Raw genomic sequence first — 21,253 nt, forward strand, 5'->3', positions numbered from 1 at the left:
GCGCGGGGCGTCAACGCTCGACGACCAGCGGCTGTTCGGACCAGTCCTCGACGCTGCCGTCGGCGCCATGCAGGCGCAGGCCGAGCCAGTGGCGGCCTGGCTCGACCCCGGTCAGGTCCACCCGCCCGCGGAAGCCGACCATGGGATGGCGCGGATCGTTGGAGATGCCCCAGTAGGCGGCCACGCCGGTGTTGCGCAAGCCATAGTCGACCTCGCCGACCGGACGGCCGTCGAGCAGGAGCTCGACCCGCTGCAGCCCGACCCCGTCCTTGAAGGCCCAGCCGGAGACTTCCAGCGTGCCGGAGGCCACCGCGCCACTCGCCGGCCGTTCGACCCAGGCCATCGCGGGCGCCGTGCACGTCGCGTCCGGAGCAGGACGGCCTTCCAATGCGAACAACATGAAGCGCTGGCGACCGTGGTCGATGTTGAGCACCCGCGGTGGCGGCAAGGGTCCGACCTTCTCGCACAGCGCATGGAAGTGCGCGAGCAGTTCGCGGTAACGCACCTCGCTGGCACCGACCACGAGCAGGACGGGCGCGTCGCCCCAGTCCGTGCGCCCGGCGGTCTCCAGGTTCCACAAACGCAGCTGCGGTGCGCGGCCGTGGCGATGGTTCAGCGGATGGTCCAGCACCGGAATGGCCGAGTCGCCCATTGCGAATCCCAGTTCGGCGCCGACCTTGAAGTTGTCGGCCACCACGCGCGTGCCCGCGGGCATCCCCGCGCGCACCTCTTCCACCGCCGCCGAGAGGTCGCGCCAGCCGGCGAAATTGGACGGATACCACTTCTCCGCCGCCGCGTGGGCGCGCAGGCCGGGCACGGAGACCGCGATGTAATAGCCCAGCACGAGCGCTAGCCCTGCCCCGCTCGTCGTCCACAGGAGCACCCTCCCCAGCCGCGACCATCGTGACATGATCATGGGTACAAGCGGCAGCAAGGCCAGGTAGCCGGGCAGCGGCCAGTGGAAGCTGACACGTTCGGTGTCGGCGAAGAAGCCCAGGACGAAGAAGCCCAGCACCACCAGCGCGCCCAGCCAGGCGAAATAGCGCCGTGGCGATTCGTTTTCGGCAAGGCCCCGCTTCGCGGCGAGGATCATCGCCACGAAGAGCACCGGCGTGACCAGCAGCGCCTGTATGGCGACGAAGAGGATGCCGTCCACGTGGAACGACCACGGGTGGCGGTCGACGAGCTGGAAGCGCAGGCCGGCATCGGCGTTGTCGAAGTTCCAGGCCACCAGCGGCGCCCATGCGGCGGCGCCGAAGGCGATCGCGGTCCATACGCGCACGTCCCGCAGGGCCCGGCGTCCATCGGCCAGCAACAGCAGCGCCACGAAGCCGACACCGATGACGGCGATGAAGCGGTAGTGGCTCAAGGCGCCCATCGCGAGTCCCAGCGCCAGCTCCAGCGCGGAGGCCGCATCGATGCGCCGCAGGAGCTTGGCGCCGGCGTCCACGCACAGCAGCGTGGCCACGGCCATCGCGGCATCCGGGAGCGCCAGCAGGCCCAGGGAACCCGCGAGCGGCAACACCAGGGCCAAGGTGCCGGCGATCCAGCCGTCGCGCTCGCCGAATTCGCGCGTGGTGATGCGTACCACCAGCCACGGCACCCACATCGACAACAGCAGGAAAGGCAGCCGCAGCGCCAACTTGCTTTGTCCGCCCACCTCCACGCCGAGGCGGGCCAGCCAGGCCGTCAGGCCAGGCAGGTCGGAGTACGCCGGCGCGAGATGCTGGCCCTCCAGCCAATAGAATGCTTCGTCCACGAACAGCGGCAGGCGCCAGGCAACCAGCATCTTTGCCAGTGCGACCACGGCGAAGAGCACCAGGAAGACCTGGCGGGCATGCCGGGCCCGGGGTGAAGGCGGCATCGTCGGCGTCGTACGCACATGGACCGCATCACGCATGCACAGGTGACCTCGCTACACTCGGGGATGTCGAACGCTTCGACGGGAACCCACAGGAGACTTGAATGACGCCATCCCCCGCACGGGCCGTCATGCTAACCGAAGACCTGCGCAGCGCCCTTGACCGCGCGGTGAACCAGGTCAACACGCTCGTCCTGGGCAAGCCACGCGAGGTGCGGCTGGCCTTCGTCGCCCTGCTGTCGGACGGCCACCTGCTGATCGAGGACCTGCCCGGACTGGGCAAGACGACCCTGGCGCACGCGCTGGCCGCCACGCTCGGGCTGGACTTCCAGCGCGTGCAATTCACCTCCGACCTGCTGCCGGCCGACGTGGTCGGTGTCTCGGTGTTCGACCCGCAGGCCCGCAACTTCGAGTTCCACCCCGGGCCGGTGTTCACCCAGGTCCTGCTGGCCGACGAGATCAACCGCGCGCCGCCGCGCACGCAGAGCGCCCTGCTGGAGGCCATGGCCGAGCACCAGGTCACGGTGGACGGCACCACCCATCGCCTGCCGTCGCCGTTCTTCGTGATCGCGACCCAGAACCCGGTCGACCTGTCCGGCACCTATCCGCTGCCGGACTCGCAGTTGGACCGCTTCCTGCTGCGGCTCAGCCTCGGCTATCCGGGCGACGTCGCCGAGCGCGACCTGCTCGCCGGCGTCGACCGCCGGCAACTGATCGCGCGCACCCGTGCCGAGCTCGACCAGGCGCAGGTGCTGGCGCTGCGCGAATCGGCCGCGTCGGTGCACGCCAGCGACACGCTCATCCAGTACGTGCAGGCGCTGCTCGCCCGCAGCCGCAAGCACCCCGGCGTCCGTGTCGGCCTGTCGCCCCGCGCCGGCCTGGCGCTGCTGAGGGCAGCGCGCGCGCACGCCCTGCTGCTGGGCCGCCAGCATGTGTTGCCCGAGGACGTGCAGGCGCTGTTCGCGTCGGTCGCCGCGCACCGCCTGGTCGCCGACGCGGACGGCGGCAGCGACGAAGCCCTCGCGAAGTCGATCCTGCACGCGGTGCCGGTGGACTGAACGCGGTGACGGGCCTTGCCGCCATCGGCGCGCCCCGCCAGCGGGTGCGCGCACTGCTCGACCGCCTCGCGCTCCTGGCCCGACCGCGGGCGCCCGAGGCACTGCCCGTGCGGTTCGACCGTCGGCGCATCTATGTGCTGCCGACGGGCTTCGGCCTGTTCTACAGCGCGCTGCTGGGCACCATGGTGCTGGGCGGGCTGAACTACAACAACAACCCTGCCCTGCTGCTCGCCCTGCTGATGGTGGGCACCGGCCTGGCCAGCCTGATCGCGGCGCAGTTGCAGCTCAGTGGGTTGCGCGTGGTCGCGATCGACGCCGAGCCGGTCGTCGCGGGCCGGCCGATTCGCGTTCGCGTGCACGCCCAGGCCGCGCTGGACCGCCAGAGGCGCGGGCTGCAGGTGGACGTGGCGGGGGCACCCCTGGCGTCGGCCGTCCTCGACCTCGACGAGGGCCGTGGCGAAGCCGACATCGTCCTGCCCACCCATCGACGAGGCTGGTTCGAGGTGCCCCGCCTTAGGCTCTCGACCACGCGCCCGCTCGGACTGGCGCGTGCCTGGTCCCATGTGTGGCCCGAGCTCCCCCTGCTCGTCCATGCGACGCCGGAGGCACAGGGACCGGCATTGCCGCAGGGCCAAGGCGACACCGCACAGTCGCGGATGAAGCCTTCCGGCGAAGACGTCCACCACCTGCGCAACTACCGGGCCGGCGATGCCCGCCGTGCCATCGCGTGGAAGGCATCGGCCCGCCGCGACGCCCTGCTCGTCCGCGAATACGAACAGCCGCTCGGCGCCGACGTAGTGCTCGACTGGCACACGACCGCCGGGCTGCCCCATGAAGCCCGGATATCCAGGCTTGCCCATTGGGTGGACCTCGCCGAACGCGAGGGACGGCGGTACCGGCTCGCACTCCCGGGCCAACCGATCCTCGGGCCCGACCAGGGCCCCCAGCACCGGCACGCGTGCCAGCGCGCCCTGGCCCTCCTGCCCCATGGCTGAGGCCCCCGCGCAGATGCCGATGGACGTCGCCTCCCGCCGCTGGGTGCTGGCGAGCGCGGCCCTGTGCCTGCTGCCGCTGCTGCTGCAGTTGCCCCTGCGCATCGGCGTCCTGGTCGGAGCCACGGGCCTGGTCGTGTCGCTGTCCTCGTGGCGACGCCCCCTCCCGGGCCTGTTGCGACTGCTGGTCGTTGTGGGCGTCATTGGCGCGGTGTTCCTGATGGCAGGGTTCAACGTCGGGCGCGATACCGGCTGCGCACTGCTCGCGGCGATGATCGCGGCCAAACCTTCGGAAACATTCAGCCTGCGGGACGGACGCAGCCTGGTTGGCTTCGCCCTGTTCGCACCTTTCGCCACCTTCCTGCTCGACCAGGGTCCGCTGAGCCTGTCCCTGGGTCTGGCGGCCGCCTGCCTGGCCCTGCTGTGTCTGCAACGCCTGTCCGACCTGGAGTCGGGGGTGCTCGATGCCCCCGGCGGCATGCGGGCACAGTGGACGGGGGTTGGTCGCCTCCTGCTCCTTGGCCTGCCGCTCGCGCTCGCGGCCTTCTGGCTCTTCCCCCGGCTCGGCACACCGTTGTGGGGCATTCCCGATCGCGCCCTCGCGCGGCCGGGACTCTCGGACAGCATGAAGCCAGGCGAATGGATCGACCTGATGGGCGACGATACGCCCGCGCTCCGGGTGAAGTTCTTCGGCAGCACCCCTGCCAGGTCCCAGATGTACTGGCGGGGCCCCGTGCTGTGGGACTTCGATGGCCGGGAATGGCGCCAGCCCGACTGGGCCCGCCGCCTGCCTCCCGCGGCATTCTCGCCGGGCCAGGCGCGCTGGGAGTACGAAATCGCGATTGAGCCGACCGATCGCACGCTGATGGTCTCGCTGGACCTGCCCCTGGAAGCCCCGGTGGGAAGCCAGCTCGCCCTCGACCATTCTCTCTTCAGCGCGCGCCCGCTGCATTCGGTGAGCCGCTGGCGCATGCAGTCTGCGCCGCCGGCACGTTACCAGGCCAGGCTTCCGCCTGCCTTGCGCGAGCGCGCACTGGCGTTGCCGGATGGCTTCAACCCACGCACCCTCGCATTGGCCCGGCAATGGCGTCGCGAAGCCGGCCGCGACGACGCGGCGCTTGTCCAGCGCTCACTTGAGTGGGTCCGCCGCGAGTTCGCCTACACGCTGACCACACCCCTGCCGGGCAGGCATGCCGTGGATGAATTCCTGTTCGACCAGAAGGCCGGGTTCTGCGAGCACTTCAGCAGCGCCTTCGTGGTCCTGATGCGCGGTGCGGGCATTCCGGCACGGGTGGTCACCGGCTACACGGGCGGCTACTACAATCGCCTGGGCGACTACTGGCTCGTGCGTCGCAACGACGCTCATGCCTGGGCGGAAGTCTGGCTCGCGGGACGGGGTTGGGTACGCGTCGACCCCACCGCGGCAGTCGCGCCCGAACGCATCTACGACACGCTCGACGACCGCACTCCGGGCCCGGACGGGTTCCTTGGAGGAATCGGCGGCATCGGTTCGGCCTCCGAGGTCACCGACTGGCTCCGACGCGGCTGGAACGATTTCGTACTGGGCTTCGACGCCGACCGACAGAGCCGCCTGTTGCGTCCCTTGGGCATCCGGCAACTGCAGGCCGGACAGATGATCGGCCTGTTCGGCGTCGCCGCCTGCCTGGCCTTGGCCTGGATGACCTGGCTCAGCTTGCGCGGCGAACGCCAGCGCGACCCCGTCCTGCGCGCCTGGCATCGCCTCGGCCGGCGCTACGCCCGCATCGGCCTCGCGCGCGAGCCCTACGAGCCGGCCGGGGCATGGGCCGGGCGCGTGGCCGGCGAACGTCCGGATCTGGGACCGGCTTTGCAGGAACTCAGCCAACGTTTCGCCGAATGGCGGTACGCTTGGGGTGCCGGCGGAACGGAGCGCGATCGGGACCGCAAGGCGGCGCGGACGCAACTGGTCCGTGCGCTGCGCTCGCACCGCCCCCAACGCCGTCGTGACCCGGGAGAACACCGATGAACACCATATCGCGCGGATGGATGGCCGCCATGGCCGCGACCACCCTCCTCCTCGCAGGCTGTGCGACCCAACCTGAGCCCCTGCAGGGCGAGTACTCGGCGGTGACGCCGCGGCAGGCGGTCGAAGTCGACCAGACCGGCGCCAACGTCCGCTGGGGCGGCCGCGTGATCCAGGTCGAGCCCAAGGAAAACCGCACCTGCTTCGAGATGCTCTCGACCCAGCTCAACGGCAGCGCCCGACCCTACTGGGCGACCGACGACACCGGCGGCCGCTTCATCGCCTGCCGTGCCGGCTTCTACGACCCGGCCATCTTCCAGGAGGGTCGCGAGGTGACGTTCACCGGCCGCATCAGCGGATACGAAAACCGCCAGATCGGCGGCTACGACTACCGGTTCCCGACGCTCGAGGCCGACGTGATCTACCTGTGGCCCATCCGGGAACAGGTCGACGTGATCAACAACTATCCCGCGCCCTGGCCCTGGTGGGGGTGGTGGTAAGCTCCCCTCGCCCCGTCCGCACGGGGCGACGCCGGACCGGCTAGTCCTCGACCTCGACCGATCGCTCCACGGAAGGAGAACCCAATGATTCCCGCCTCGACGCCACGGGGAATGCGCGTAGCCGCCGCGGTGCTGACCCTGCTCGGCACCGGCGCGATACTCGCCCACGGCTATCGCCTGGCCTCGGGCCTGACGGAGCCCGGCATCCTCAGCCTCGTCGCGATGTTCGCCGGCCTGTACCTGTGCGCCTGGCTGGGCCACTACGGCCTGTTCGGCTGCGGCCCCGGCCACATCCAGCGCTGATCGCGCGCGGGGCTGGCATGGACCTCGCACTGTTCGATTTCGACCACACGATCACCGACCGCGACAGCTTCTCGGCCTTCCTCAAGGCGCACGTGCCCGCGCGCCGACGCTGCTGGGGCGGCCTGCTCGTCGCGCCGCTGCTGCTGGGCTACTACCGGCTGCACCTCGTATCCGGCACGACCTTGCGCCGAGCCGTCGCCCGGGTGGGACTGAAGGGCCTGCCGCGCGAAGCGCTCGCCGCGGCGGCCCTGGCCTGGTCCCGCGATGTGCTGCCCGGCTTCGTCCGCCCGGTCGCCCTGGAACGGATCCGATGGCACCAGGCCCGCGGCGACACCGTCGTGGTGGTGTCGGCCTCGCTCGACCTGTACCTGCGCGACTGGTGCCGGCGGGAGGGACTGGAGCTGCTGTGCTCGCAACTGGGGCATCGCGACGGTCGGCTCACGGGGTATTACCGGGGCGTCGACTGCGGCGGGGCGCACAAGGTGCGCCGCATCCTCAAGCGCTACCGGCTCACGGACTATCGCGCCATCCACGCCTATGGCGACAGCGAGGAAGACGAGGCCATGCTTTCCCTCGCCGACCACCGCGTCTACCGCTGGCAAGGCTTCGAGGCGGCTTCGCCGGCGGCGCGCACGGCGCGCAACGGTTTCTCGTCGCGCTGAGGTCCGGGGCCGGCTCAGGCCGTGCCGAAGTGGCCCAGCGGCGCGCCCGCGAGCAGGTGCAGGTGGATCTGGAAGACCGTCTGGCCACCGTGTGCGTTGCAGTTCATGACGATCCGGTAGCCGTCCTCCGCGAACCCCTCCGACTTGGCATAGCGGGCTGCCGCCACGGCCAGACGCCCGACCACCTCCGCCTGCGACGACGGTACGTCGTTGAGCGTCGCGAAGCTTTCCTTGGGCACGAACAGCACGTGCACGGGTGCCTGCGGGGAAATGTCGCGCACCGCGATGAGGTGTTCGTCCTCGTAGACGATGTCGGCCGGGATCTCGCGCCGGATGATCTTGTGGAAGATGGTGTCGTCGGCCATGTGCAACTCCTGGTTTCCCGGCGGCCGGCAGCCGCCGATGGGGCGTCCCGCGCCTCCGGCGGGACCTACTGGGGTATCTCGCTGCGACTGCCGAACGCATGCGACAGCGTCCCGCGGTCGACGTATTCAAGCTCGCCACCCAGCGGCAGGCCATGGGCGAGCCGGCTGGGCTTGACCCCATGCCCGCGCGCGAGCTGCGACAGGTAGTGCGCCGTCGCCTCGCCCTCGACCGTGGGGTTGGTGGCGATGATCATTTCCTCGACCTCGCCCTCGCCCAGGCGATCGCCCAGGCGATCGAGGCCGAGCTCGCGCGGGCCGATGCCATCGAGCGGCGACAGGCGTCCCTGCAGGACGAAGTACAGGCCCCGGAAGCCGGTCGCTTGCTCGATCGCGAGGCGGTCGGCCGGCGACTCCACGATGCACAGCATCCGGGCGTCGCGCGATGGGCTGGCGCAGGTCGCGCAGACCCCGGTCTCGCTGAAGTCGCGGCAGCGCGTGCAGTGGCCGACCTTCTCCACCGCTTCGGCCAGCGCCTGCGACAGCCGGCGGCCGCCATCGCGCTCGCGCTCGAGCACGTGGTAGGCCATCCGCTGCGCCGATTTCTGGCCGACACCGGGCAGGACCCGGAACGCTTCGATCAACTGTTCGAGCAAGGGGGACGTCATGGGCGCCGCGTCGAAGGTTTCATGGAGGAGCGCACCGCATCGTGCCTGCTCAGAACGGCAGCTTCATGCCGGGCGGCATCGGCATGCCGGCGGTGGCCGAGCCCATCTTTTCCTGCGATGCCTGGTTGACCTTGTTGACCGCGTCGTTGATGGCCGCGGCGATCAGGTCCTCGGCCATTTCCGGGTCCGAGACGACGCTGGGGTCGATGCGGACCTTGCGGCACTCCATCCGGCCGGTGAGTGTCACGCTGACCATGCCGCCGCCGGCGTTGCCGGTGACCTCGACATTGGCCAGTTCTTCCTGCGCCTTCTGGATGTTTTCCTGCATCTTCTGCGCTTGCTGCATGAGTTGGGCAATGTTTCCGCGCATGGTGTTCGCTCGCTTTCGTCTGGTGTGGAGGGAATGTCGCGTGGGCGACGACCCGCCGGGGCGGGAGGTGGAAGGTTCAACCATCGAAGGGGCGGATGGAATCGGGCACCACGGTCGCCCCGTGCTGCTGGATCAACCGCTGTACCTCCGGATCGTTCATGAAGATCGCCTCGGCGGCCGACTGGCGCTCGTCGCGCGCCCGCGCCTTGCGCGCATGCAGCGAATCATCGAGCGCGCGGGCCGCCTCGAAGCGCACCTGTGGTGCCACGCCCAGGCGCGTTTCCAACGCGGCCGACAACTGCTCGACGGTCATCGGCATGCGCAGGTGTTCGTCGTTGTCAGCCAGGGCGAGCACGAGCACGCCATCGGCGTGGGAGACGAACACCGCATGCTCGGCCAGCAGTTTCGCCGGCCCCTTCAATCCGGACAGGCTCTCGACCAGCCCATGCCAGTCGTCGGCATCCTCGATCGCGCCGCCACTCGGCGCGGAGACGGCCGGGGGGCGGCCACGCACAGGCGGCGGGAGCGTCTCGGTCGCCGGCGAGGACACCGGCACGCGCTCGGTGTCGACCGGGGTCGAGGCGACCTGCGTCGCCGGCACCTCGACGGGGCCGGTCGCGGCGGGCAATCCAGGTTCCACGCCCGGCCGCGAACGCCGGGTTTCCAGCATCGGCGCGGGGCCGGGCGCGGGGTCGGTATGTGCGTGGCGTGGCTCGGGTTCGGGATCGGCGGCCTCGGTACTGGCCGCGACCCGGCCGGCGCGCGAAGATCCGTCGCGCGGCTGGGGGGCGGCATGCGTGTCCGCGTCGCCGGCGGGGCGGAAGGCGAGCATCCGCAGCAGGCTCATCTCGAAGCCGGCCCGCGGACTCGGCGCATAGCCCAGGTCGCGCCGCCCGCCCAGGGCCATCTGGTACCAGAGCTGGACGACCTCCGGGCGCAAGCGCCCGGCCAGGGCGTCGATGTCCAGGCCGTCGGTCTCGATCTCCGCCGAAGGGACCAGCTGCCGCACCTGGACGCGGTGAAGGGCTTCGGAGAAGGCGTCCAGGACGCCTGCCCAGTCCGGGGAGAACTCCGACAGTGTCGCCACTTCCGCCAGCATGCGTTCGCCGTCCCCGTCGGCCAGCGCGGCCAGCAGTTCGCCCACGCGGGTACGGTCGACCGTACCCAACATCGTCGCCACCGCGGCGTCCTGGAGGACGGCGCCCTCGCTGCCCGCGCCGGTGTAGGCGATCGCCTGGTCGAGCAGCGAAAGGCCATCGCGCAGGCTGCCATCGGCGCCCCGCGCGATCTGGCGGACGGCGCCCGCTTCGGCCGGGATGCCCTCGGCCTCGAGGATCCTGTTGATCTGGCCGGTGATCTGCGCCTCGTCCAGGCGCTTGAGGTTGAACTGCAGGCAGCGCGACAGCACCGTCACCGGCAGCTTCTGCGGGTCGGTGGTGGCGAGCAGGAACTTCACGTGGCCCGGCGGTTCCTCGAGCGTCTTCAAAAGCGCGTTGAACGCACTCTTGGAGAGCATGTGGACTTCGTCGATCAGGTAGACCTTCACCCGGCCCCGGCTGGGCATGTACTGCGCGTTGTCGATCACCTCGCGGACGTCGTCGACGCCGGTGTTGGACGCGGCGTCGATCTCCAGCAGGTCGATGAACCGGCCGGCGTCGATGTCCTTGCAAGACGCGCACTCGCCGCAGGGATCGGCCGACGTGCCCTGCTCGCAGTTCAGCGACTTGGCGAAGATCCGCGCGATCGTGGTCTTGCCGACGCCGCGGGTGCCGGTGAACAGGAAGGCATGGTGGATGCGGCCGGAATCGAGGGCGTTGGTGAGCGCCTTGACCACGTGTTCCTGGCCGACCAGTTCGGCGAATCGCCGGGGGCGCCACTTTCGAGCAAGGACCAGGTAGGACATGGGCTGGAGACGAACCTCGGATTACGCCGGGAGGGGGCGACCGGCATGGCCGCCGCCCGGGCAGACCTCCATAGTGTGCCATGCCCGTCCAGCCCCGCCGCGGCTGAACGCCGCCGCTTGTGGCAGGACCCTGCCAGGGTTAGACTTTGCGCCCCCCGCGGGCCGGTTTGCGCCGGTGCGGGGGCCAGCGGAGAGGTGTCCGAGTGGTTGAAGGAGCACGCCTGGAAAGTGTGTAAGCGTCTAAACCGCGCTTCGGGGGTTCGAATCCCCCTCTCTCCGCCATATTTCCCGGTCCATGCCCCAGGGCGCCCTTGTGGTGGCCGGTTCATGGACGCATGTAGTCAGAGTCGAAAGGCAGGTGCGACGCACCTGTCCCATGGTGGCCCCGTCGGCCCCTCGCGACGCTAGGTCGAAAACCCCGCCAGGGCCGGAAGGCAGCAACGGTATCGATCGACGCGGGTGCCGAGGATCGTTGGCGGGGCCGCCGCCTTTTCAGCCGTTGCACACGCTGCGCATGTGCATCCCACGATCCGCTCCGCGAATCGTGGGCCCCGGCGGTTCGCTTATCCGATCCCCCGCGCCGTTGCACATGCTGCGCATTTGCATCCCACGATACGCTCCGCGAATCGTGGGCCCCGGCTGACCGCTCCTCCAATCCCCGCGCCCCCCGGCGCGCCCCCTTACCAAGGGGGCTGGGTGTGGAGCCGACTGGGGCCTAGGGTGTGGAGCCTGGGGTCTGGGCCTGCCCGGGACGCGGTCGCGGTGGCTCAGTGGGTGAGGGCCAGGGCGTCGGGTTCGCGGCCGGTGGGCCAGTGGTCGATCACCCGCCAGGTGGCGGTATCGATCACGGCGATCTCGTCGGCGCCGCTGATCGCCACGTAGGCCCGTGGGCGGTCGGGGTCGGCGATCACGCCGATCGGCAGGGCGTCGCGACCCAGCAGGGTCTCCCGATAGCGGGCGCCATCGCGCAGCAGCTTGACGGTCGCGATGCGCGTCTTGCTGGTCGCATCAAACACGGCCAGTTCGGCGGCGCGCGCGTTGGTGACCAGCGCGCGGCCGCCGTCCGCGGTGAACACCACGCGGATCGGGAAGCCCGGGCTCTCCAGCGTGTGCAGCACGTCCAGGCTGTCCGGGTCGTGCACGGTGACCGTGCCGGCGGCGCGATTGCTTACCCAGACCTCCCCGCTGCCGGGCCGGACCGCGATGCCTTCGGCGCCTTCGCCGCTTGGCCGTTCCAGCGTCTTCTCTTGGGTGCCGAGATCGACCCGGCTCACCGTGCCCGCCGCGATCTTGCTCACGTAAGCGGTGTCGCCCGCCTCGTCGATCGCGACCATGTGCCCGGTGCCGTCGCCGACCTCGATCCGCGCGACCACCTCGCCCGCGTCCACGTCGACCAGCAACAGGGCACCACTGGCCTCGGTGGTGACCGTCGCGTGCTTGCCATCGGGCAGGAAGCGCACGCCATGCGGCTTGCGGTCGTCGCCCAGGTCGATCGCGCGCGGCGACTCTCCGCCCACCAGGTCGATCACGGTCAGGCTGTTCCCGGGCACATCGCCCCCATAGTTGGTGACCAGCGCGCGACGGCCGTCGGGACTGACCGAGATCTCGTGGGGAGCGATGCCGGTGGCGACCATGCCCACGCGACGTCCGTCCTCGGTCGACAAGCGCCAGACGGTGTCGGCGGACTTGTTGCCGACCAGCAGGTCGCCTGCCACTGCAGCCAGTGGCAAGGCCAGCAGGCAGGCCGCGACACCCACGCGGCGCATCAGGCCGGGCTGGCGCGGAAGCGGCTTCGTTCGACGTGTCTGCATGTCGTGTTCTCCTTCGAGGCCCGGAACGTGCGGGGCCGCTCGTCTACAGGGGCATCAGGGAGCCGCAACCGGTCCGGGGTGCAGCCAGCCGGCATCGCCGTCGGCGTAACGCTCGCGTTTCCAGATCGGCACCCGCGACTTGACCTCGTCGATGATGTAACGGCAGGCATCGAAAGCGGCGTCGCGATGGGCGGCGCTGACTCCGACCCAGACCGCCAGTTCGCCGATGGCCAGCTCGCCGTGGCGATGCACGCAGCACGCGTCGACGATCGCGAAGCGCGACCGGGCTTCGGCCAGGACGGCATTGCCCTCGCGTTCGGCCAATGCCGGATAGGCTTCGTAATACAGGCCGTGGACCGCACGACCGTCGTGGTGGTTGCGGACCCAGCCCTCGAAGCTGGCGAAGGCGCCCGCGCGCGGATCCAGCAGGGCCTCGCGCAATGGCGCGATGTCGAAAGCCGCGGCGGCAAGTCGGAATCCCTGCATCGGCGTCAGCCTCCCGACACCGGCGGGATGAAGGCGACCTCGCTGCCCGCGCGCGGCGCGTCCGCCCATCGCGCGAATTCGCCATCGACGGCCACCCGCAGCCGATCGACCGGCATCGTGAAGCCATGGCGCGCCTGCAGTTCGAGGTACAGGCCGCGCAGGTCGGCGGCATCGCACAGCACGGTCTCTTCGGCACGACCCGCCGCGTCGCGGAGGCTGGCGAAGTACAGCACGCTCAACTGCACGCTCATGCCAGCGTCCCCACGTCACGCCTGCCGCCCCGCTTGGCCAACAGCTTCGCCGGGCCGAGCACGATGCGATGCGACAGTGCCTTGCACATGTCGTAGACGGTCAACGCGGCCACCGTGGCGCCGGTCAGCGCCTCCATCTCCACGCCGGTGCGATGCGTGGTGCGCACGCTGCATTCGATGCGCAGGCGGTTGTCGCCATCCCATTCGACGGCGATCCGGCAGCCGTCGATCGGCAGCGGATGGCAGAACGGAATCAGCTCATGGGTACGCTTGACCGCCATCGTGCCGGCGATCACCGCGGTGTCGACGATGCCCCCCTTGGCGCTGCGCAGGCCGCTCTCGCGCAATTGCGCGGCGACCTCGGCCGGGAAGCGGACCTGGCATTCGGCACGGGCTTCGCGCGGCGTGACCGCCTTGTCGGACACGTCGACCATGGCCGGGCGACCTTGGGCGTCGAGGTGGGTCAGGCCTGCGCGGGCTTTTTTCGCGGGGCGGGGGGACGCGGCGTTCTTCATGGCGTCATTGTGACCCCGATGGCGACGGACTGCAGCTTCGGGCAGCCGATGGACTCAACCGCCCACCAGGAACATCTCCACGTGCCGGCGCGAGCCGCCCGCCTCACCGCGGATCTCGCTGTAGCGGTCGGCGCGCGTGCTCCAGATCGCGGCCAGACGTTCGACCAGCGCATCCTCGCCGCCCGCCAGGGCCGCGCGCAGGTCGTGGCCGTCGCCGGCGAACAGGCAGGTGTACACATGGCCGTCCGCCGACACCCGCGCGCGATGGCAGTCGCCACAGAACGGCGCGCTGACGGAACTGACGAACCCGATTTCGCCCCGCCCGTCCAGGAAGCCGTAACGGTCGGCGACCTCGCCGCGGTAGTGCGGATCCAGCGCCTGGAGCGGCCAGCGCGCGTGGATGGCGTCGCGCAGTTCGGCCGAAGGCACCACGCCTTCGCGACGCCAGTGGTTGCAGGTGCCCACGTCCATGTATTCGATGAAACGCAACACCATGCCGCTGTCGCGAAAGCGCTCGACCAGCGGCAGGACCTGGTGCTCGTTCACGCCACGCTGGACCACGCAGTTCAACTTGATCACCGGGAATCCTGCGGCGCGCGCGGCCTCGATGCCGGCCAGGGCCTGGGCGACCTCGCCCCGACCGCCCGACAGGGTACGGAACAGCTCCGGATCCAGCGCGTCGAGGCTGATCGTCACCCGGTCCAGCCCGGCGGCGCGCAGGGCGGCGGCGTGGCGCGGCAGCAGCACGCCATTGGTCGTCAGGGCAATGTCCTCGACGCCGTCGATGCGCGCCAGCCGTTCGACCAGCGCGGGCAGGTCGCGGCGCAGCAGGGGCTCGCCGCCGGTGAGGCGCAGCTTGCGCATGCCCAGGCGGACGAAGGCGCGTACCAGGGTCTCGATCTGGTCGAAGGACAGGCGCGTGGCGGCATCGAAGCCGTAATCGGCCGGCACGTCATCGGCGGGCATGCAGTACGGACAACGGAAGTTGCAGGCCTCGATCACCGACAGCCGCAGGTCGCGGAGCGGTCTATCCAGGCGGTCGCGCACGAGGCCCTCCTGCCCCTGCCCGGCCGCGGGCGTGGCGGTGACGCTTATGCTCATGCATGCGCCACCGGCAGTGCCACCGGCGGGCGCAACGGCACCAGCTCGCCCGGGTCGAGCACGCGATAACCGCGGTCGCGCAGGGCGCGTGCGTCCTCCAGGCTGGCGTAGTGGTAGAGCGCGCAGCGCGCCAGCAGCGCGGCAGGGTACTCGCGCTCGAGGTCGTCGATGCCGCTGTGCGACGGGTTGCCGACCAGCGCGCAATCATGCGCGACGAGCTCTTCGGCATCGGCCCAGCGCGCCAACTGTTCCGGGATCGGGCGGGTGTCGCCGGTCCACACCAGGCTGCCGCGCAGGCGCAAGCCGAACGCACTTTCGGGCCAGTGGTGCCGGGTGGCGAAGACTTCCAGCCGCTCGCCTTCGTGCCAGAAGTGGTCGCCGACCGGGATCATCTGGAACGCGTCCCAGAAATTCACGCCCCCTTCGGCCAATGCATTCGGGTAGCTGCCCACGCGCTGGTGCAGCAGGGGTACCAGCGGCGCCGGCACGTACAGCCGCACCCGGCCGCGCCACTGCGCGTCGAACAGGCTGTCGATGAACAGGCGCTCGAAGCCGGCGACGTGATCCATGTGCGTGTGGGTCATGAACAGCGCGCGCGGCGGATGGCCGTAGTGCGCCATGAACGCGGTCAGGCCCTCCGCGCCGCAGTCGATGCTCAGCCAGGGCCTGCGGTCGCGCTCGATGGTCGCCATCGCGGAGCCCAGCTCGACCGCTGCCGCGTTGCCCACGCCCTGCAGCCGCAGGCTCCAGTCCATCCCGGCCTCGGCTGGCCCCGCGTTGTTCTCCTGCACGGTCACCTCAGTATCCGCGCGCCCAGACCGCATCGTAAGCCGAGCGCAGGCGCGCATAATCGCGTTTGACGTCCTCGACGGGGCGCTCGCCTCGCAGCTTGAGCAGCGACCGCTGCAGCCGCGACAGGTTGCGCTCGCGCCAGCCCGTCGCCGGGATCCGCAGCTCGCCGCGATCCAGGTCGATGACCCAGCCGGCGCCCGCCGAGTTGAACAGCAGATTGTGCGCGTTGAGATCGGCGTGGTCGAGGCCGATCCGGTGGCTGCGCGCCACCAGCCGTCCCGCGGCCTCCCACGGCGCCCCATCGGCGGCCACCGCGGCGCGGTCGGCCAGCGAGCGCACGTCCTCGATGCGATCAAGCAGGATCGCGGCCTGGTAGCGGAGGCCTTCGCGGCGGTAATAGGCCGCGATCGGGCGCGGCACCTGCAGGCCGCGACGGATCACGCTGCGGGTCAAGCGGAACTCGGCGAAGCTGCGGGTGCGATTGGATCCATGCCACCAGTAGCGATCGCGGCTGAAGTGGGCCGCCACGCCGCCGCGCAGGTAGCGTCGCAGCACCGCCGGGCCGACGGGCGTGTCGACGAACCAGGCCCCGCCACGGCCGCCGCTCTCGACGGCGCGCGCCTTGTCCCCCCAGTACGCGGGCGAAAACCATTCCGGCGCGACTTGTCGCACGCGCTCCAGGTCGAACAGAATCGCGCCGTAGCCGGTATCGTCCCGGAATGGCGTCAATCCCTCGGTGGCGTCGTAGCCGGTCATTGTCTTGGAGTCTAACAATTACAACGCCCCATTCACCTAGCGCCCGCGAGCCGGGTTCGATCTGCCTGCTGCGCCTGTCGGCGCTGGGCGACGTGACCCACGTACTGCCGCTGGTCCACACCCTGCAGTCGGCCTGGCCCGGCGTCCGCCTGGCCTGGGTGATCGGTCGTGGCGAGCGCCGCCTGCTCGATGGCCTGCCGGGCGTGGACTTCATCGAGTACGACAAGAAGAGCGGGCTGGCCGGCATGCGCGCGGTCGGACGGGACCTGCGCCACTGGCTGGGCGATGCACCGCGCTTCGACGCCCTGCTGCAGATGCAGCTGGCCGCCCGGGCCAACCTGCTCTCGGCCTTCATCCCGGCACGCCGGCGGATTGGCTACGACCGGCGGCGCGCCAAGGAACTGCACGGCCTGTTCGTCAACGAGCGCATTCCGGACCGGCCGGGGCCGCACGTGCTCGACGTGCTGGGCAGCTTCTGCGAGCCGCTGGGACTGCGACGCGAGGCGGTGCGCTGGGACATGCCGGTGCCCATGGACGCCTTCGAGTGGGCGGCGGCGCAGTGGCCGGCCGACGGGCGCCCGACGCTCATGGTCTCGCCCTGCTCGAGCCACGCGCTGCGCAACTGGCGAGCCGACCGCTACGCAGCCCTGGCCGACCATGCCGCCGGGCTGGGCTGGCGGGTGGTGCTGTGTGGCGGGCGCAGCGAACTCGAGCGCAGCACCGCCGATGCGATCGTCGCCGCCATGCGCCATCCGGTGCTCGACCTCGTGGGCCGGGACACGCTCAAGCAGTTGCCCGCCCTGCTCGCCCGCGCCGACCTGCTGGTGTCGCCCGACTCCGGACCGATGCACATCGCCAATGCAATGGGCACGCGTGTCCTGGGCCTGCACGCGGCGACCGATCCCGCGCGCAGCGGTCCCTACAGCGACCGCCGCTACTGCGTCGACCGCTACGACGACGCCGCGCGCCGCTTCCTGGGCAAGTCCGCCGCCGCGCTTCGCTGGGGCACGAAGGTCGAGTACCCCGGCGTGATGGACCTGATCGGCGTCGACGACGCGATCGCCGCCTTCGAGCGTTATCGCGCCGACCACCCGACCCCTTCGACACTGGAGCAGACCTGATGGCTTCCTGGTTCACCGTCATGGCGCCGCTGCTGCCGGAACTGGTCCGCGCCGCGCGGCCGATGTTCACCCGCAACGCCGAGCCCTCGCAGGTACCCAAGCAGATCGCCGAACTCCAGGACGCGGTCCTGCACAACGACCAGGCGATCAAGACCGTCGCCGCCGAGATGGAACAGACACTGGCGACGCTGACACGCGCCTCGCAGGAACTGGAGAACACCCTGCTCGGCCTGCGCCACGCGCTCGCCGCGCAGGAAAGAAGCCTGCGCCGGGCCCAGGCCATCGCCGTGGTCGCGGCGACGGCGGCCGTGCTGGCGTTCGCGGTCGCGGCCTACGCCCTGGCCAACTGAAACGGGAGGACACGCCGCTTCGACGTCCGGAAACGGCGAGAAGGCGCGCTCGTGCCGCGCGAGGATGGCGCTCCTTCACATGGAGCCCCACGATGGCCACGACGCCCCACTTCCGCATCACCGCCCTGCCCGCCGACGCGTTCGAGGCCCTGTTCGAGCTCGACGACACCGCACTCGCCGCACGTGGCGCACGGCGCCTCGTGGCGGTCCATCCGCGGAACTTTCCCTGCCGGGTCAGCCTGGTCGATGCGGCCGTGGGCGAGGAGGTGCTGCTGGTGACCCACCCGTACCACGACAGCACTTCACCCTACCGCGCTTCGGGCGCCGTCTTCGTGCGCAGGCATGCGCGCCAGGCCCGCCCCGGCATCGACGAAGTGCCGCCGCGCTTCCGCAGCAAGCTGCTGTCGGTCCGGGCCTACGGCGCGAACGGCGACCTGCTCGACGCGGACGTGGTCGCGGGCGATGTGCTGGAGCCCTGCATCAGCGCCATGCTCGGGCGCGGGGAGGTCGACTTCCTGCACCTGCACCATGCCCGGCACGGCTGTTACCTGTGTCGCGTGGACCGCGTCGCGGCGACCTGACCGCCCTCGCGGCCGGGCTTGCGTTCAGCCCGCGCCCTGGCCTGCGCCGTAGTCCTGGTAGGACTTTTCCTCGACATAGGACGAGCCCAGGGCAAGGTTGATGTCCTTCTTGATGCGGGCGCGCTCGTCGTTCTCGAAGTACACGCTGCGGGCGAGCTTGACGAACTCCTCGTCGAAGGCCTGCGCCTTCTCCTTGATGCGGATGTCGTCCTCGATCACCCACAGGCGCTCGTTGACCGCCTTGAGGTCGGCGCGCAGGCGGACGATGTCCTTGCCTGCCGCCGGATGCGCCATCCAGGTCTGCTCGAGGGCCGACAGCTCCTTGCGCACGTTGGCCAGCTTGGCCTCGTCGCTCATGCGCTCGGACTTGATCTGCAGGATCGCGATCTTGTCGAGCAGTTCGCCAAAGGAGACGGGGACGAGGATTTCGGACATCGGGGAACCACCTGATGGAATGAGGGCCCAGTGTAACGCGGGCCCCGGGCGCCCTGCCCCGCGCCAGGGCGCGGTGCGGGCCCTGCGAAGAGGCTTGCCGGGCGCCGCCTCCAACCGTATGATGACGCCCCCGCGCCCGGCGAGATCAACCGCCGGCCAGGCACCGGAGAGGTGGCAGAGCGGTTGAATGTACCTGATTCGAAATCAGGCAGGCGTTAATAGCGCCTCGGGGGTTCGAATCCCCCCCTCTCCGCCAGTTTTAGCGATAAGCCCCTGATCCAAGGGGCTTTTTCGTTTCTCTCGCCGGATCGTCCCTACTATGGCCCCTACCATTGCCGGATGCTGGGGTCGGGTTCGGGGTAGGCACAATCGCCCGGTTTGGGCCAAAATCCTCCTGCGCCGCCGAATCGCAGTTGGATGGCGACTTTAGGCCGGCGGCTACGACTGGGTGAGCTTCGCCACGATCTCCTCGGCATGCTTGTCGATCATGCCCCCAGTGGTCCCCCACGCCGTCGCGTTCGTGCTTTCGACCTCGAAGGCCCCGATCTGCTTCCCCTCACCATCGAATACCCGAATGCGGCTGCGCAGGCTGTCGCGGCCGGCCATGATCCCCACCATGAAGCGCGCTCCGCCGTGGCGCATATAGTAGTTCGTGATGGTGATCTCGACCGGGACAGCCGGGCTCTCCGGCGTAGCCGCAAGCTTGCCAGCCGCCTGCAGGCGCTCGTCCAAGGCCTCTCGCAACATCGCCAGTCCCTCGACGCTGGCCTCCTCTGTGTTGAGGATGGTGTAGCGGAACGGCAGATCAACCGGCGCGGTGATGGCTTGGTGCGTAACGCTGTTCGTGGCGCAGGCTGAAAGCAGCGCCAGAGAGCCCAGCAGAATGGCGTTTCGAAGCATGGTGGGTCCCCCTGTGGAATCGAGCTTGAAGCGTACACCGGCGCCGGCTCGGGTGGGATCGGTCGGTTGCTGGGCCCTGGATCGGAAAAGTCCTACACTCCGACGCGGCGGCCTCCGATGGTCGCAGCCGACATAGCGAGGTATGCTCCTCCCCGGCGAACAGGGCGGGCCTCACGCCATCCGCCGCTCTGGGTCCCGGCAGGGATGGCGGTCTCACCATCCCTTCCAGTGAGGCGGCCGGGCGGAGAATCTTCCAAATGAAGAGGGGGAACGTGATGGACCGACGGCCGCGCATCGGGACGGTCGCGCATCGGCTTTCTCGACCGGGTGCGCCTGCACCCGTGGATTGGCACAGCTTCTTTCGGCGGCGCGTTCTTGGAGTGGTCTTCTGCTTACCACTCTTCCCCTACAGACTGCCAGAGAGCCACGCCTCTCTTATCGGCGCGGCTACGAAGAGCCCGCTGGATCATCATCCTTTTCGGCTCTCTTGGACGCGATTCCATAGCCGGCTGCTGCACCTGCCGCAATGTAAACAATAGCCTTCACCAGCTCCATTGCTACATCTTCCTTATCGAGATAGAGCGCTGCTCCGATCAGCAGTGCGATTACTGTAGCGATCCAAAGAAGAAACCGATGTGCATCCCTTCGCTGTTGCCGCTTGCAGTCGCGTTCATCTTTTCTGTCTCGCTCCTGGGCTGCCAAGGCCTCTTTGCTGTATGCAAAAGAGTGGCTGTCCTTCTGCTTCTCAAACTCCAGAGATTGGGCCTTCAGAGCAATCTCTTGCTTCTGCGTTTCGATGTACTGAGCGATGAGTTCGTCACGTTCCGGTCTCGGCGATTCCTCACCGAGTGCAGGTGAATTCCCACTCATGGGCCGACTCGATACTGAGGTAACTTGTAACGAACCAGTATCCCTCCAAAGCCACTTGCACCGAGTCTTGGCGGCACAATCTGGCTCTCCTTCACTCGCTGTTTCTCCTCGACACTCAACTTAAGAAACCGCGTGACCGTGAGCACCTCTTCGACGATCGGTTTAGCCTCAAACGCCTCGCTAATCTTGCTGTTCATGAACCCCTCCGTGAGGCCCAATCTTAGCAGGCGGCACGCCTGCAATGGAGCCATGACTTGCTTCTCGTGGTGTATACCATACGACCATAGGAGAGAACGAGAGTTCCCGCATATGGTGACGACCTTTCCTGTGGATAAGTAGTGAGTCGGGCGCTGGCACTCTTGCAAAGATCGCGACCCGACTGCTCACCCAAGGAGCACTGTTTCCTGAAGTTGAGCGAGCCGCCTTCATCCAAGAAATCACGCTGGAACGCCGTGTGTAGAGGCTCCCCACTGCCAACGTCACCGGGCAACGATCTGTATCCCTTCACACGCCGTGCCCACCCGCCATTGTCTTCCTCTAGTAAATTCTTCAAAGCACTCGCCTGCGATCGCCGACAATAGGGGGCGGTGGTCGTCCGACATC

Annotated in this window: 25 protein-coding genes, 2 tRNA genes and 1 other RNA gene; 12 read left to right on the forward strand and 16 right to left on the reverse strand. The window is 69.3% G+C overall.

Features of this window, described 5'->3' with window-relative positions:
- Positions 1-10: 10 nt before the first annotated feature.
- Positions 11-1,864, reverse strand: a complete 1,854-nt coding sequence (locus FKV25_RS11685; protein ID WP_141518980.1) for a glycosyltransferase family 39 protein — start codon at positions 1,862-1,864, stop codon at positions 11-13.
- 101 nt (positions 1,865-1,965) lie between these two features.
- Here FKV25_RS11685 and FKV25_RS11690 point away from each other — a divergent pair, with 101 nt between their 5' ends.
- The 6 genes from FKV25_RS11690 (at position 1,966) to FKV25_RS11715 (ending at position 7,378) form a co-directional block, all read left to right on the forward strand.
- Positions 1,966-2,919 (forward strand): AAA family ATPase, encoded by a 954-nt coding sequence (locus FKV25_RS11690; RefSeq protein WP_141518981.1) that lies wholly within the window; start codon positions 1,966-1,968, stop codon positions 2,917-2,919.
- Positions 2,920-2,924: 5 nt separating this feature from the next.
- Positions 2,925-3,914, forward strand: a complete 990-nt coding sequence (locus FKV25_RS11695) for a DUF58 domain-containing protein (protein ID WP_425462628.1) — start codon at positions 2,925-2,927, stop codon at positions 3,912-3,914.
- The gene (locus tag FKV25_RS11700) at positions 3,907-5,916 is read left to right on the forward strand and encodes a transglutaminase TgpA family protein (protein WP_141518982.1); all 2,010 of its coding nucleotides are present in this window, start codon (positions 3,907-3,909) and stop codon (positions 5,914-5,916) included. Before FKV25_RS11695 ends, FKV25_RS11700 begins: the two co-directional genes overlap by 8 nt.
- On the forward strand, positions 5,913-6,413 hold the full coding sequence (locus FKV25_RS11705; protein ID WP_141518983.1) for a Slp family lipoprotein: 501 nt from the start codon (positions 5,913-5,915) through the stop codon (positions 6,411-6,413). The genes FKV25_RS11700 and FKV25_RS11705 overlap by 4 nt, the downstream gene beginning before the upstream one ends.
- Positions 6,414-6,497: 84 nt before the next feature.
- Positions 6,498-6,716, forward strand: coding sequence for a hypothetical protein (locus FKV25_RS11710; RefSeq protein ID WP_141518984.1), 219 nt, complete (start codon positions 6,498-6,500; stop codon positions 6,714-6,716).
- 17 nt (positions 6,717-6,733) lie between these two features.
- Positions 6,734-7,378: an HAD family hydrolase gene (locus tag FKV25_RS11715; protein ID WP_141518985.1), complete on the forward strand. Its 645-nt coding sequence runs from the start codon at positions 6,734-6,736 to the stop codon at positions 7,376-7,378.
- Positions 7,379-7,392: 14 nt separating this feature from the next.
- Here FKV25_RS11715 and FKV25_RS11720 read toward each other — a convergent pair whose 3' ends face one another.
- The 4 genes from FKV25_RS11720 to dnaX all read right to left on the reverse strand — a co-directional run bounded on the left by FKV25_RS11720 (position 7,393) and on the right by dnaX (position 10,681).
- Positions 7,393-7,743 (reverse strand): histidine triad nucleotide-binding protein, encoded by a 351-nt coding sequence (locus FKV25_RS11720; protein WP_141518986.1) that lies wholly within the window; start codon positions 7,741-7,743, stop codon positions 7,393-7,395.
- A gap of 65 nt (positions 7,744-7,808) precedes the next feature.
- Positions 7,809-8,408 (reverse strand): recombination mediator RecR, encoded by a 600-nt coding sequence (recR, locus tag FKV25_RS11725; RefSeq protein WP_141518987.1) that lies wholly within the window; start codon positions 8,406-8,408, stop codon positions 7,809-7,811.
- Positions 8,409-8,457: 49 nt separating this feature from the next.
- The gene (locus FKV25_RS11730) at positions 8,458-8,778 is read right to left on the reverse strand and encodes a YbaB/EbfC family nucleoid-associated protein (RefSeq protein ID WP_141518988.1); all 321 of its coding nucleotides are present in this window, start codon (positions 8,776-8,778) and stop codon (positions 8,458-8,460) included.
- Positions 8,779-8,854: 76 nt separating this feature from the next.
- Entirely contained in the window at positions 8,855-10,681 is a 1,827-nt protein-coding gene (dnaX, locus tag FKV25_RS11735) for a DNA polymerase III subunit gamma/tau (RefSeq protein ID WP_141518989.1), read from the reverse strand.
- Positions 10,682-10,870: 189 nt separating this feature from the next.
- On the opposite strand from dnaX, the gene FKV25_RS11740 reads away from it, so the two are divergent.
- Both FKV25_RS11740 and ffs read left to right on the forward strand, forming a co-directional pair.
- Positions 10,871-10,963: transfer RNA gene (locus FKV25_RS11740), tRNA-Ser, on the forward strand.
- A 103-nt stretch (positions 10,964-11,066) separates the two neighbouring features.
- An RNA gene (ffs, locus tag FKV25_RS11745) (signal recognition particle sRNA small type) lies at positions 11,067-11,163 on the forward strand.
- A 285-nt stretch (positions 11,164-11,448) separates the two neighbouring features.
- On the opposite strand, the gene FKV25_RS11750 is transcribed toward ffs, so the two are convergent.
- From FKV25_RS11750 to FKV25_RS11780, 7 genes are read right to left on the reverse strand one after another with little or no spacing between them, the layout of a single operon-like run.
- Positions 11,449-12,492: a YncE family protein gene (locus FKV25_RS11750; RefSeq protein ID WP_246072066.1), complete on the reverse strand. Its 1,044-nt coding sequence runs from the start codon at positions 12,490-12,492 to the stop codon at positions 11,449-11,451.
- Positions 12,493-12,546: 54 nt separating this feature from the next.
- Complete coding sequence (locus FKV25_RS11755) at positions 12,547-12,978, reverse strand: molybdenum cofactor biosynthesis protein MoaE (protein ID WP_141518990.1); 432 nt, start codon at positions 12,976-12,978, stop codon at positions 12,547-12,549.
- Between the two features lie 5 nt (positions 12,979-12,983).
- Positions 12,984-13,229 (reverse strand): MoaD/ThiS family protein, encoded by a 246-nt coding sequence (locus tag FKV25_RS11760; RefSeq protein ID WP_141518991.1) that lies wholly within the window; start codon positions 13,227-13,229, stop codon positions 12,984-12,986.
- Positions 13,226-13,744: a cyclic pyranopterin monophosphate synthase MoaC gene (gene moaC, locus FKV25_RS11765; RefSeq protein ID WP_141518992.1), complete on the reverse strand. Its 519-nt coding sequence runs from the start codon at positions 13,742-13,744 to the stop codon at positions 13,226-13,228. Before moaC ends, FKV25_RS11760 begins: the two co-directional genes overlap by 4 nt.
- 54 nt (positions 13,745-13,798) lie before the next feature.
- Positions 13,799-14,845 carry a GTP 3',8-cyclase MoaA gene (moaA, locus tag FKV25_RS11770; RefSeq protein ID WP_141518993.1) on the reverse strand — a complete coding sequence of 349 codons (1,047 nt, stop codon included), beginning with the start codon at positions 14,843-14,845 and terminating at the stop codon, positions 13,799-13,801.
- Complete coding sequence (locus FKV25_RS11775) at positions 14,842-15,600, reverse strand: MBL fold metallo-hydrolase (RefSeq protein WP_141519011.1); 759 nt, start codon at positions 15,598-15,600, stop codon at positions 14,842-14,844. Before FKV25_RS11775 ends, moaA begins: the two co-directional genes overlap by 4 nt.
- A gap of 43 nt (positions 15,601-15,643) precedes the next feature.
- Positions 15,644-16,393 carry a 3-deoxy-D-manno-octulosonic acid kinase gene (locus tag FKV25_RS11780; RefSeq protein ID WP_141518994.1) on the reverse strand — a complete coding sequence of 250 codons (750 nt, stop codon included), beginning with the start codon at positions 16,391-16,393 and terminating at the stop codon, positions 15,644-15,646.
- Positions 16,394-16,410: 17 nt separating this feature from the next.
- On the opposite strand from FKV25_RS11780, the gene FKV25_RS11785 reads away from it, so the two are divergent.
- The 3 genes from FKV25_RS11785 (at position 16,411) to FKV25_RS11795 (ending at position 18,445) form a co-directional block, all read left to right on the forward strand.
- Positions 16,411-17,514 (forward strand): glycosyltransferase family 9 protein, encoded by a 1,104-nt coding sequence (locus FKV25_RS11785; RefSeq protein ID WP_246072069.1) that lies wholly within the window; start codon positions 16,411-16,413, stop codon positions 17,512-17,514.
- Positions 17,514-17,864, forward strand: a complete 351-nt coding sequence (locus tag FKV25_RS11790) for a hypothetical protein (protein WP_141518996.1) — start codon at positions 17,514-17,516, stop codon at positions 17,862-17,864. Before FKV25_RS11785 ends, FKV25_RS11790 begins: the two co-directional genes overlap by 1 nt.
- A gap of 92 nt (positions 17,865-17,956) precedes the next feature.
- Positions 17,957-18,445 (forward strand): DUF1203 domain-containing protein, encoded by a 489-nt coding sequence (locus FKV25_RS11795; protein WP_141518997.1) that lies wholly within the window; start codon positions 17,957-17,959, stop codon positions 18,443-18,445.
- A gap of 24 nt (positions 18,446-18,469) precedes the next feature.
- Here the strand turns inward: FKV25_RS11795 and FKV25_RS11800 are convergent, their stop codons facing one another.
- Positions 18,470-18,880, reverse strand: coding sequence for a DUF6165 family protein (locus tag FKV25_RS11800; RefSeq protein WP_141518998.1), 411 nt, complete (start codon positions 18,878-18,880; stop codon positions 18,470-18,472).
- A gap of 165 nt (positions 18,881-19,045) precedes the next feature.
- On the opposite strand from FKV25_RS11800, the gene FKV25_RS11805 reads away from it, so the two are divergent.
- A tRNA-Ser gene (locus tag FKV25_RS11805) sits at positions 19,046-19,136 on the forward strand.
- A 182-nt stretch (positions 19,137-19,318) separates the two neighbouring features.
- Here FKV25_RS11805 and FKV25_RS11810 read toward each other — a convergent pair.
- The 3 genes from FKV25_RS11810 to FKV25_RS11820 form a co-directional block, all read right to left on the reverse strand.
- Positions 19,319-19,780, reverse strand: a complete 462-nt coding sequence (locus tag FKV25_RS11810) for a DUF4410 domain-containing protein (RefSeq protein ID WP_141518999.1) — start codon at positions 19,778-19,780, stop codon at positions 19,319-19,321.
- A 447-nt stretch (positions 19,781-20,227) separates the two neighbouring features.
- Positions 20,228-20,650, reverse strand: coding sequence for a hypothetical protein (locus FKV25_RS11815; RefSeq protein ID WP_141519000.1), 423 nt, complete (start codon positions 20,648-20,650; stop codon positions 20,228-20,230).
- Positions 20,647-20,847 (reverse strand): hypothetical protein, encoded by a 201-nt coding sequence (locus FKV25_RS11820; RefSeq protein WP_141519001.1) that lies wholly within the window; start codon positions 20,845-20,847, stop codon positions 20,647-20,649. Before FKV25_RS11820 ends, FKV25_RS11815 begins: the two co-directional genes overlap by 4 nt.
- Between the last annotated feature and the right edge of the window lie 406 nt (positions 20,848-21,253).

This window comes from Marilutibacter aestuarii (assembly GCF_006546775.1).
In the GTDB taxonomy this organism is placed as follows: domain Bacteria; phylum Pseudomonadota; class Gammaproteobacteria; order Xanthomonadales; family Xanthomonadaceae; genus Marilutibacter; species Marilutibacter aestuarii.